11 protein-coding genes and 1 pseudogene are annotated in these 11,937 nt (G+C 41.9%); 4 read left to right on the top strand and 8 right to left on the bottom strand.

The window, feature by feature from the left end:
• Positions 1-18 precede the first annotated feature (18 nt).
• Complete coding sequence (locus tag V7K89_RS34025; protein ID WP_335195285.1) at positions 19-936, bottom strand: histone deacetylase family protein; 918 nt, start codon at positions 934-936, stop codon at positions 19-21.
• A gap of 111 nt (positions 937-1,047) precedes the next feature.
• On the opposite strand from V7K89_RS34025, the gene V7K89_RS34030 reads away from it, so the two are divergent.
• On the top strand, positions 1,048-2,085 hold the full coding sequence (locus tag V7K89_RS34030) for a mechanosensitive ion channel family protein (RefSeq protein ID WP_335195287.1): 1,038 nt from the start codon (positions 1,048-1,050) through the stop codon (positions 2,083-2,085).
• 238 nt (positions 2,086-2,323) lie between these two features.
• On the opposite strand, the gene V7K89_RS34035 is transcribed toward V7K89_RS34030, so the two are convergent.
• The 3 genes from V7K89_RS34035 to V7K89_RS34045 all read right to left on the bottom strand — a co-directional run bounded on the left by V7K89_RS34035 (position 2,324) and on the right by V7K89_RS34045 (position 5,216).
• Positions 2,324-3,178 carry a metal ABC transporter permease gene (locus tag V7K89_RS34035; protein ID WP_335195289.1) on the bottom strand — a complete coding sequence of 285 codons (855 nt, stop codon included), beginning with the start codon at positions 3,176-3,178 and terminating at the stop codon, positions 2,324-2,326.
• A 223-nt stretch (positions 3,179-3,401) separates the two neighbouring features.
• On the bottom strand, positions 3,402-4,199 hold the full coding sequence (locus V7K89_RS34040) for an SDR family oxidoreductase (RefSeq protein WP_335195290.1): 798 nt from the start codon (positions 4,197-4,199) through the stop codon (positions 3,402-3,404).
• Positions 4,200-4,397: 198 nt separating this feature from the next.
• Positions 4,398-5,216, bottom strand: a complete 819-nt coding sequence (locus V7K89_RS34045) for a metal ABC transporter ATP-binding protein (protein WP_335195291.1) — start codon at positions 5,214-5,216, stop codon at positions 4,398-4,400.
• A 66-nt stretch (positions 5,217-5,282) separates the two neighbouring features.
• Here V7K89_RS34045 and V7K89_RS34050 point away from each other — a divergent pair, with 66 nt between their 5' ends.
• Positions 5,283-5,525: a hypothetical protein gene (locus V7K89_RS34050; RefSeq protein ID WP_335195292.1), complete on the top strand. Its 243-nt coding sequence runs from the start codon at positions 5,283-5,285 to the stop codon at positions 5,523-5,525.
• Positions 5,526-5,589: 64 nt separating this feature from the next.
• Here the strand turns inward: V7K89_RS34050 and V7K89_RS34055 are convergent, their stop codons facing one another.
• From V7K89_RS34055 to V7K89_RS34065, 3 genes are all read right to left on the bottom strand, one after another.
• Positions 5,590-6,642 carry a metal ABC transporter substrate-binding protein gene (locus V7K89_RS34055; protein WP_335195293.1) on the bottom strand — a complete coding sequence of 351 codons (1,053 nt, stop codon included), beginning with the start codon at positions 6,640-6,642 and terminating at the stop codon, positions 5,590-5,592.
• Between the two features lie 451 nt (positions 6,643-7,093).
• A complete protein-coding gene (locus V7K89_RS34060) occupies positions 7,094-7,873 on the bottom strand; it encodes an MBL fold metallo-hydrolase (protein ID WP_335195294.1) in 780 nt (259 codons plus the stop codon).
• Positions 7,874-8,002: 129 nt separating this feature from the next.
• Positions 8,003-8,860, bottom strand: a complete 858-nt coding sequence (locus tag V7K89_RS34065; RefSeq protein ID WP_335195295.1) for an SDR family NAD(P)-dependent oxidoreductase — start codon at positions 8,858-8,860, stop codon at positions 8,003-8,005.
• A 698-nt stretch (positions 8,861-9,558) separates the two neighbouring features.
• On the opposite strand from V7K89_RS34065, the gene V7K89_RS34070 reads away from it, so the two are divergent.
• Together V7K89_RS34070 and V7K89_RS34075 are read left to right on the top strand one after the other, a co-directional pair.
• Entirely contained in the window at positions 9,559-10,452 is an 894-nt protein-coding gene (locus V7K89_RS34070) for an alpha/beta fold hydrolase (RefSeq protein ID WP_335195296.1), read from the top strand.
• A 125-nt stretch (positions 10,453-10,577) separates the two neighbouring features.
• Complete coding sequence (locus V7K89_RS34075) at positions 10,578-11,639, top strand: serine/threonine protein kinase (protein ID WP_335195298.1); 1,062 nt, start codon at positions 10,578-10,580, stop codon at positions 11,637-11,639.
• Between the two features lie 91 nt (positions 11,640-11,730).
• Here V7K89_RS34075 and V7K89_RS34080 read toward each other — a convergent pair.
• A pseudogene (locus tag V7K89_RS34080) lies at positions 11,731-11,937 on the bottom strand (hypothetical protein); the annotation flags it as partial.

Here is an 11,937-nt window from a genome sequence, read left to right on the forward strand (position 1 = left end):
GTATTGCCCACTCAATGACTATAGTTTGTACTGATGATAAACTTCACCGGCGGCGCGATGTAGCAGGGAGTGTCGCCAAACAAGAGATTTCATATCATCAGCATAACCACCGCCAATGACGCAGGCGACGGGATAACCGCTACTCATACAGGTACTCAAAACCTGCATTTCCCGGCGAAAAATGCCAGCATCTGTAAGGGCTAATTTGCCTAAGCGATCGCCTATATGAGGGTCAACACCAGCATCATAAAATATTAAGTCTGGCTTGACTTTAAACAATAAATCTGGTAGATAATTTGCCAAGGTTTGCAAATAAGCGTCATCCTCCATTCCCACCGGCAAAGGAACATCCAAATCGCTGTTTTGTTTAGTACCAGGGAAATTGACTTCGCAGTGCATAGAGAAAGTAAAAACGCTGTCGTCATCTTGGAAAATAAAAGCTGTACCGTCTCCTTGGTGGACATCCAAATCGACAATCAAGATTTTTTGAACAAGTCCGAATTTTTGTAAAACGCGACAGGCGATCGCTATATCGTTGAAAATACAAAAACCAGATCCATAACTAGGAAAGGCATGATGAGTTCCACCGGCCGTATTACAAGCTAAACCCTGACTTAGTGCTAATTTTGCAGTGAGTATTGTACCACCTACAGCTACACAGGTACGATTTGCTAATGCTGGACTCCAAGGCAAACCAATGCGACGCTGTGCTTTGGCATCTAGGGTTCCTTCGCAGTAAGCTTGAACGTAGTTTGGAGTGTGGACTAACTCTATCAATTCTAAGGGCGGACGTTCGGGGGTGTGAAATTGTTCTTGATTAGCTACACCATCTGCTAACAGCAATTTGTAGAGTTGTTGAAATTTAGACATCGGGAAGCGATGTCCTTCAGGCAATGGGGCAACGTAATCTGGGTGGTAAATAATTGGCAAGTCCATATTCCAGAAAATCTCAAGCAGGTAATCCGGCAAATCACAAGGTAAAATTTAGCTATAATCGCACCAAAAATACTGTTATTCTAAATCTAAAACTCCAAATTTAAAATTGATATGGTGGAATGGATTACGCCGATATGGTTTATTCTAGCTGGCTTCGTAGCTGGAATAATTGGTGAAAAAGTTATCTTCAAAAAACTAGAAACATTCGTTACTAATAAACGAATTGTTGGGAGTAAAATTATATTTCGCTCTTTGCACCGGATGACTTTTATTTGGTTTGTCATCGCTGGTTTTTTTTGGGCAGTTCTGAGTTCTCCTATTAAGCCAGATGTTGCGATCGTACTGCAAAAAATTCTGACGATCGCATTGCTGTTTTCCGTAACCCTAGTCTTAGCCAGATTGACTGGTGGTTTTGTTAATTTATATATTCGCAGAGCCGAAGGCGTTCCCACATCACTAATTTCTAACCTTGCTAAGGCTACTATTTTCGTTTTGGGAACATTAATTATATTGCAAACAGTGGGTGTTCAAATTACACCGATAATCACAACTTTAGGTATTGGTGGTATAGCAGTTGGTTTGGCACTTCAAGACACACTTGCAAATTTATTTTCTGGTTTTTATTTAATTATTTCTAAGCAAGTGAGAACCGGAGATTATGTGAAATTAGATGCTGGACATGAAGGATATGTTATAGATATTTCTTGGCGGAATACAACAATTAAAGAAATCTCGAATAATGTTGTCATTGTTCCCAATTCTAAATTGTCCAGTGCGATTTTCACAAACTATCATTTACCCGCGAAAGAAATTACTTTAACAATGAATGTGGGTGTCAGTTATGATAGCGATTTGGAAGAAGTTGAAAGAGTAACTGTAGAAGTTGCTAAAGAAGTCATGCAAGAAATTGCACCTGAATTAAAACAAAATGAACCATATATCAGATTTCATACTTTTAATGATTTTAGTATAGATTTTACGTTATATATGCGCGTAAGTGAATACTTTGACCAGCGTATTGGTAAACATCTATTTGTCAAAAAATTACACAAACGCTACCAGCAAGCAGGAATTCAAATTCCCTTTCCCATCAGAGAGGTTTATGTGCCAAATAATGTAAATAAAAATTCGGCATTAAATTTAGACTAACTCTTGCTAAATACAGCATTTCATTAATTTGTATCGAATTAAATTTGGCAATACCTTGCAATGCCAATGCATCTCGATACAATCTTAATGCACCTTGATACAATGCCAATGCATCTCGATACAATGCCAATGCGTCTTGATACAATGCCAATGCATCCCGATACAATCTTAATGCGTCGGTCGTATTGTTAATGTGTCGCCCTGCATTAAAAAAGCTACGCTTTTACGCAAAACTGCACTAAGGGAGGTGTTTTGTAGAGAGAGGAGGGAGACGGCGTTTATATCGTCCTTGCAGGTTCCTGGTGAGCAATACACAGGCAAATATGGCGGTTGAAAGTAGCACTACACTAGCTCCAGAGGCAATGTCGAGATAGTAGCTAAGGTAGATACCTACAAACGAAATTGCAGCTCCTAAAATTCCGGAAATAATCATCAGATAACCAAAGCGATCGCTAATTAATCGGGCAATTGATGCCGGAATCACCACCGCTGAAATAATCAGAGTCACCCCCAACACATTCAGTGTCGCCACCAGTAAAGTCGCCAACATCAAAGCAAATAAAGTATCCATTGCAAAAACGGGTACGCCATGAACCTGAGCCACTTCTCGGTCAAAACACCAAAATAGCAACGGGCGATAAAACAAGAAAACAAGACTAAGTAAGACAATCGTCACACCAGTCACCACCCATAAATCATTAGGGGAAACGCCCAACACATTGCCAAACAAAGCGGCTTCAAAGTTTTGGCTAAACTTGCGATAACTACTGATCACAGCTACTCCTAAAGCAAAGCTAGCAGTTGTCACAATTCCAATAGCTGCATCCGAGTAGACTTTGCGTCCTGTCAAATATTGAATCAGCAAGGCAGCTGCAAAACCCCAAATCCCAGAGCCAATGTAGAAATTCAAGCCCAGTACATAACTCAGCACAGCTCCTCCCAAAATCGCATGAGATAAACCGTGGGCAATGTAACTCATTCTGCGAGTTGTAATATAAACTCCCATAATGCCGCATAATAGCCCCGCCATCATGCCTACTAAAATGGCACGGCTAAAAAATTCGTAGCGAAAAGGCGTTAGAAAAAAATCCATATTTTTATCAATAAAGACAAAAGACAGAAGGCAGGAAGTACCACGCGCAACTGCGTGGGATCGAAGCAAGGACGACGCCAGATGCTCCACGGAGGCGATCGCTGATAAGAAGAAAATCATGCTGAAGCAAAAGCTCATCAGTAGTGCAAGCGATGTCTACAACGAGCTATGCCTACGCATTTTTCATTACCCATAATAATTTTTACTAAGTCTTTACAAAGCATCAGGTAGCTACATAACCGCCATCTATAACCAAAGACTGACCAGTTATGTACGAAGCTGCTTCTGAACATAAGAAAAGAACAGTTGAAGCAATTTCTTCAGCTTTCCCCATTCGTCCCATTGGAATCATTGTTGTCAATTGTTGACTTGCGGTTTTCGGATCACCCATTTTCTCTGTTATACGGCTTATCAAATCTGTATCGATGATGCCTGGGTTAACAGCATTAATACGGATACCTGATTGGGCATAATCAAGGGCTGCTGACTTTGTTAGCCCCATAACAGCGTGTTTGCTTGCATGGTAAGGTCCAATATTCGGGAAGGCGATTAGTCCACCCATTGAGGAGTTGTTAACAATTACGCCCTCACCTTGACGGAGCATTTGGATAATTTCATACTTCATGCAGAGGAATAATCCTCTTACATTGATTGACATAAGTTGATCGAACTGTTCAATTGATTGTTCGTGGAGAGGAGCGTTTCCACCGTCAATTCCAGCATTGTTAAATGCATAATCTAAGCGACTGTAAGTTTCTACCGTCTTGCTGACAAGTGCTTCTACGTCTGATTCTTGGACGACATCTGTTTTGACAAACATAGCTTCACTTCCAGCTTGTTTAATCTGACTCACAGTTTCTTCGCCTTCAAAGTCACGACGAGCCGCAACGACAACTTTTGCGCCTGCTTTACCAAAGGCGATCGCCGTCGCCCGACCGATTCCAGAACTTCCACCTGTAATAATTGCAACTTTGCCTTCTAATTGACCTGCCATAATTTCTCCTGATAAGCTAATAATCATTTAAAATGCCTTCCCAGTCACATTCAGTAACAGAGGGCATGGTGGTCGTTCTAATGGTTCAATACCTGCGTCCAGAGAACAACAGACATATTTAAAATCATAAATTTGTGCTTTTGTCAATGCGTAAGTCCTAAATACTTCTTTCCTCCCGCCTCCTGCCTTTCTTTGTAAAAGCAAGCTGATACAGCTCAGTGACAATTATCTTGCACGCAATACTTCCGGCAAGTTGTGTTGCATTTGATGACGTAGGGAAGTACCACCGCTAGCGATCAAGATTCGGTCTTGTTGGTGGAAAACTACCATTTCTCCACCAAAAGTCTGCTCAAGATTTGTGGGACTGAAGACATCAATAGGTTGACCTTGACAAATTAAACCGTGGTTGAAACATACCACCCAAGGTAGATGAGTCGCTACCGAATTGAGGTCATGGGTGGAAAGAATAATCGTCAAGCCTTGCTGATTCAAATCAGCCAATAGGTGCAATAGTTCGTGTTGAACGTGCAAGTCGGAACTGCTGGTGGGTTCATCTAGAAGAACTATTTCTGGTTCTCCTACTAAAGCACGGGCAATGAAAACCCTTTGCTGTTGTCCACCAGATAAATTACCGATAGGTTGATGGGCAACATGGGCAACCCCAACGCGCTCCAAAAGTTCGCTGGCAATTTGGCGATCGCGCCGCGAAGACCAAGGCAACACCTTCTGCTTTTGGTAACGCCCCATCATCACCACTTCCAGAGCCGTAACTGGAAAAGTCCAATCCACCGTTTCCACCTGCGGCACATAGCCCACTGCCTTTGGTGGTACTCCTGGCTTTAAGCGCTTTCCTCGAAACCAAATCTCTCCAGCCCAAGGATGAACTAGTCCTAAAATCGCTCTGATTAAAGTGCTTTTACCACTCCCAGAAGGCCCTACCAAACCAGTAAGTTGACCAGGATAAAGCGTCAAATTAACATCCCTAAACACTGGCTGGGTTTGATAACCACAGGTTAAACTTCTAACTTCAAGTATTGATTGCATATACAGCAGATTTTAGTTAGTGAGGTATATAAACTAAGTACATTGCGTAAAAACATAGTGTTTTTAATGCAAGGGGATGTATTGGCATTGCAAGGGGACGCATTGGCATTGCAAGGGGATGCATTGGCATTGCAAGAGGACGCATTGGCATTGCAAGGGGATGTATTAGCATTGCAAGGGGATGCATTGGCATTGCAAGAGGACGCATTGGCATTGCAAGAGGACGCATTGGCATTGCAAGAGGACGCATTGACATTGCAGAGTATTGCCAAATTTAATTTGCTACAAATTAATAAAATGCTGTACTAAGTCTTTTGCACTAGATATCAAGCGTGTTTTATTCCTGAGTTCTACTGCATTTATTTTGTGAAGCCTACTTGGTTGCTGTTGGTCCAACAACATTCCCAGTGTTCAAGTTCTTCACTAAATCAGGATTTCCTCCTAAATTAGAGGCGATAATCCGCATATTGTTAGCCATCATGCCAATATAAGTATGCTCAGGATTAGTGTTTTCAATTGCATTGGCTGAACCCTTGCCCGGTAACTCATCATCGGCAGTGTTGGCAGTTTTTACCTTTGCTTCGCGAGCAATTTGTTCTTCTACCTTGCTGGGGTAGACCTCAGAACCAAAAACTGCTGGGACGCCTGTTTTCCGAATTTGGTCAATTAACTTGGCGACATCTTGAGCGGATGGTTCCTTAAAATCTGAAGGTTGAATCGCACCAATTACTTGAAAACCATACTCTCTGGCCCAATACGCCCAAGAATCATGGTAGGTCAAAAGTTTACGGTTTTTGGCGGGAATACTGGCGACGATTTCCCGTGTTGCTTTGTCTAGGGCATCCAGGCGTTGTAAATAATTTTTGAGATTAGTCGCGTAATAGTCTTTGCCACCAGGATCTAAAGTAGTTAACTGTTGGGCGGCTAGTTTGGCGTAAGCCTCAGCATACTTGGGGTTTACCCACAAATGCGGATTGGGATCGCCCTTTTCTTTAGGAAAGCTAAAGTCAAAAAGCCATTGGTCTTGGGTAATAGTATTACTGCCTAGTTCAAAGATTTTAGTTTCTTTGAGCTTCGAGGCTTTAGCTAGTTTTTCTGTTGGCGATTCTAAATGCAACCCATTGGCGATAATCAGATTAGCTTTGGATAGCAAATCAGAATCGCTGGGACGAGGTTCAAAAGTATGGGAGTCGGTTCCTTCTGGAATAATACCCTTAACTTCTAAGCGATCGCCTGCAATGTTACTTACAATATTGGTTAAAGGAGCGACTGTCGTTACAACTAAAAGCTTATTTTGTGTCTTTTGTCCTACTTGAATTGGAGTGGTTGCTACTTCAGGATTGGAAGACACCGTTTTATCTGGAGACGGACTGCAAGCTACTACCATAAAGCTAAGTACAAATAGCAATCCGGGGAGGGTCTTCATTACACTCAAGCCTTCTAAATTAAAGGATCAACGTTTAATTAGACCTTTTCCTGATATTAAGATGCAATGCCCCCTCAGGGTATTTTCGGTTGAATTATTTTTAGATTTTTTTACCGAATAGCCTACTTAACCTAAATCGGAGAAATCCAGATTTAGCATATTTTGCAGATGATGAACTCCACGAGTAATATCATGTCCGGTTAAAGACTTATCATTAAGGCCGCTCTAGGGGCAGAGGGGAAAGGTTTTTGGGTTTCTGCATAGATTCGGGAATCATAACTAATTGGCCGGACTTGATATAACCAGAGGAAACCTCTCTTGGAGACGCTACGCGAACGCAAGAGACGAAAGCGCTTTGTCCTTAGAAACACAAATGACTAATGATTAATGACTAATGACGGTCTATAGGGAGTTTGTGCAATATATAAGCGCATTAGCTTATCTACTCTCATTAGATTGCTAATGCTCGCTTTTCTAATGTTAGTTCAAAGCGATCGCCTGGTTTTGGCTCAAGTACCTTCGTCGCAAGATTGTTTTTCTCAAGTAACGAGCGAAATTCCTCAGCAGTTCCTTTCGTTTGAATGAATTTCATCAGCAATCCCTCAAACGCCACATCTCCACCAGCCGCTGTCGGTATTATTACTTGAGGCTGTAATGATTTTACTACTTCTAAAGCACTATTTTGTCCTTTAATAATTGACCCAAGCAAAGGTAGCGTCATATCAATAAACGGTGTAATCACTACATCGATAGGTGTAGCTTGCTGGAGTTGTGGAGAATGATACCCGTGAGGCTCGTAGTATACAGTCAAACCACTCTCCAATTCTTTGAGGAGATAACTATTTTCTACCAAAGTCGGGCCAATTGGAGAGCCGGGGAAAGCCTTGATTTCAATTTGATTATTTAAAGTGAAAGTTTCGCCATGAGCGAGAGTAGTTACTTGGGTGTAGCCTAACTGCTGCACTACCTTAGCTGCATTGGGAGAAGCTACAACCTTGATGTTGTGGTCAAGCAACTTGAGCGTTGGTGGGTGAGCGTGGTCTTCTAAACCCTGAGATAGCAGGATCAAATCGATATTATCTGGGATTGGGCGCTCTTGCGATCGCGAACCTTTAAAAAACCAATCCAAATTGCCGAAAATTAACGAACCAACCAGCCAAGGGTCAATTAATATTCTTTTACTACCAATTTCCAGCAGCCAAGAGTTGCTGTCTAACCAAGTTAAAAACATAAATTTTGTGAAGATAACGCCTATCTTCATTATCAATCGTGTCAGCTTTCTTAGTAAGCATTGCCGATCGCAAATCTGCTATCGGTTAATCAACTGTTTGCTTTTTTGGCGCACACAGATGGTTAACATTCAACGAGCGGTGTAGCCTCCGTCCATCAAGTAGAAGCTGCCCGTAACGAAAGACGCTCTGTTTGACAGTAAGAACGCCACCACATCCGCGACTTCTTCAGTGCGTGCAAGGCGACCCATCGGATGCGAGGCTGCCATCTGCGATCGCACTTCCTCCGGTACTTTGTGCATATTCGGTGTGTCTACATAACCCGGGCCGATGGCGTTAATTCGCAAGCCTTTGTCTGCATATTCCAACGCCGCCGCCCGCGTCAGCCCAATAATTCCGTGTTTTGCTGCGGTATATGGACTGATGCCGGCGACACCGACCACGCCGTTTGCTGACGACATATTGACAATTGCACCACCGCCGCTGCGGATGATCGTTGGAATTTCGTACTTCAACCCAAAAAATACACTGCTCAAATCGGTGGCAATCACATCATTCCACCAGTCGATTTCGTAATCCGCAGTGGTGACATTGTGCGGACCAGTAATGCCAGCATTATTCACAGCCAGATGCAGTCCGCCAAAGCGACTCACTGTTTGGTTGACCATTTCTTCGACTGCCTGATGATTGCGGACATCGGTTTCGATAACGTGCACCCGATCGCCGGAAGCATCCAAACGTTCAGCAACCAGGTGTGCATTGTCTACATCAATGTCGGCAATCACAACTTTTGCTCCCATTTGAAATAACTTGACTGCGATCGCTTCTCCCAGTCCAGTTGCTGCTCCGGTAACGACAGCAATTTTGTCTACAAACTCAGAAACCAAATTCACTTCCTTGTTTGAATCCGCCGCCTGTTTGTTTTCGATTGTTTCTGCCATCATTTCGTTGATGTTAAATTCATAAAGTAGTTTGTCGGCGTTGCCCATAAATCCTTCAAGTTTTAGCGTGTACTAGTCTCTTTTGTTAATGACTTAGTAAGCAAAACTAGGCCAGATCGGTGAAAGCAGAGCTAAATTTTTACTTTTCCTAACCTCGATCTCAAACCAATTGCACTCTAATTAATTACAACGTTTTAGAAGCAACTTGGTTAGGCATCATCTAAAAATAAGTTGTACAAAATTTATTTGGCATAGCTTACTAAAGTTAGCTTTCACACAAAAATTATTCAGGTTATTTTTACACAAATTTTTAGGTGCAATCTTTGAATCAGCACTTTTGCTCAATACTCTATCAAGCATTGAAAAAATTACTTCAAAAACTTGAAATCGTAAATATTTAGTGCATAGCCAATTTCTGTAGCTTCACCCATGATGAGAATTTCGTTTCCTGAGATTTTCATCGAGTTTTGTGGTGATTTAACTCCAACAATACTCTACTCTCTGACCAACTTGACCTCTCTAATGCTAGTAATGGTGCGGATAGTTTTCTACTGTCTTTGGAAGGAGATTTTTTACTAATTTAGACTGATTAGGAATAGTGATCGCGTCGTAAATGGAGGAGTTTAAGCATTTTGAAAAAGGCGAGCGCCCAAAGTAATGAATGTAAAGTATTTGGTGATTTAGCCTAACTCTTTGCGCTCAGAAAACATTAGTATATTTGAAGAAAGACTTTATTAATCTTAATAATGACTATAACTACACAACAGCTTCCAACCCAAGACGCCTTTGAGAAATTCTTTTGGACTTGGCAGGGCTACAAAATTCAGTACACTGTCATGGGTACAGGACGCCCTTTGGTACTGGTTCACGGCTTTGGTGCTTCCATTGGACACTGGCGCAAAAATATCCCAGTCTTAGCTAATGCTGGCTACCAGGTATTTGCCATAGACCTTTTAGGTTTTGGTGGTTCTGATAAAGCGCTCATTGATTACAGCGTAGAAGTTTGGGTGGAACTGCTAAAAGATTTTTGCACAGCACATATACACGAACCTGCTATATTTATTGGTAACTCCATTGGCGCGCTTCTGAGCTTGATTGTACTGGTAGAACATCCAGAAATTGCTGCTGGCGGTATTTTAATTAACTCTGCGGGTGGTTTGAGTCATCGTCCTCACGAATTGAACCCGCCACTACGGATGGTGATGGCAACTTTTAATCGGTTTGTGCGATCGCAAATTACAGGTAAATTGGTCTTTAACCGCATCCGCCAAAAAGCCCAAATTCGCCGGACTCTTTACCAAGTTTACCGAAACCGTGAAGCTGTCACCGATGAATTAGTCGATTTACTTTATACTCCCTCTTGCGATCCAGGAGCGCAACAAGTCTTCGCCTCCATTCTCACAGCCCCTCCTGGCCCTAGTCCAGAGGAACTTTTGCCGAAAGTAGAATGTCCTTTATTAGTAATTTGGGGTGCTGACGATCCCTGGACACCAATTACTGGGGCCAAGATTTACGAAAAGGCGCGGGAGAATGGCAAAGATATCAAAATTGTTCCCATTCCCAATGCCGGTCATTGTCCTCACGATGAGGTTCCAGATGTTGTCAATGCCCAGATTGTTGATTGGCTAGCGCAAAGGTAATAATTTTGCCTTTCTGCCGATATGTATTAGCCTAAGCAAGGTAAAAATAGAGCTAACAATCTGGGTGAGTGGATCTTAATCTTTGAATTGCGCCTTGACAGAATCAAACTCGTATGGCAAATAAAATGGAGCTTGATGTGCGTAATGGAGATAAAAGGGTAATTCCCTTAAATCGCCATCCAGATTTTTCAGAAGAACTTGGCTATCAAGTCATCAGCGAATTAGGACGCAACCGAGAAGGGGGACGGATTACTTATCTAGCTAATATCCTCAACTCTAATCAACAGGTAGTAATTAAAGAGTTTTGTTTTGCTCGTGCAGGTGCTGATTTATCAGGTGTCAAAGCATATCAGCGCGAAATTGAAATCTTGCGGCAACTGAATCATCCCTGCATTCCTCGCTATATAGATTCCTTTGAAATGCCAGGGGCTTTTTATCTGGTACAGGAATATAAAAATGCCCCATCCTTGGGATTAAAACGCAGCTTTCATCCTGAAGAAATTAAGCAAATTGCTCTGTCAATCTTAGAAATTTTGGTTTATCTGCAAAAGCAAGTTTCTCCAATTATTCATCGGGATATTAAGCCAGAGAATATTTTGGTTGATGAAAAACTAAATGTTTACCTGGTTGATTTTGGGTTGGCTAGAATACAGGGTGCAAAAGTAGCTCTGAGCAGCTTTATAGCAGGAACTCCAGGTTTTATGCCACCAGAAGAACAGTTTGGTCATTCCCTGACAGAAGCATCAGATTTATATAGTTTAGGAGCAACACTAATTTGCTTACTTACTAATACCCGTTCTGTTGAGATTGGCAAATTAATTGATGATAACTATCGCTTGAATTTCCAGCAATTAGTTCCTCAAATCAATCCGCGTTTTTGGTGGTGGTTGATGAAAATGGTGGAACGTAACCGAAAACGTCGCTATGCTAATGCAGCTGTTGCTTTAAAAGCACTTGGGAGAATTGAGGTTGTCGGTAGTTCCACTAGGATAGAGAATTTCATTAGTACAATCAAACCTAAAAAACGAACTACTTTGTTGGGACTAGCTACTGTTGTTACACTGGCTGCGGTTGCAGGAACTTTGATAAGTTATCAGCTTGGTAATACAGTTGGGCAATTGTCGGAAGCTAGAGAATGTCAAAGTTTTGATTTAAACGCAAGTTGCCAAGAAAATACTAGACATTAAGATTAATTAGGTTGCTTCCAGCTTAGGATTACAGCAGTTTTCAATTGAATAGACTACAACCGTAGGGGCACAATATATTGTGTCCCTACAATTATGTATATTCTAGGCTTGTGAAAATCGCTGGAATTTGCATGAGTATCAAATACTCGTCAACGGAGTTTAGAGGTGGATGAATCCAGTTCAAATACTCGTCAACGGAGTTCAGAGGTGGATGAATCCAGTTCAAATACTCGTCAACGGAGTTCAGAGGTGGATGAATCCAGTTCAAATACTCGTCAACGGAGTTCAGAGGTGGATG

Origin of the sequence: Nostoc sp., assembly GCF_036917515.1 — a bacterium.
Lineage (GTDB): Bacteria > Cyanobacteriota > Cyanobacteriia > Cyanobacteriales > Nostocaceae > Nostoc.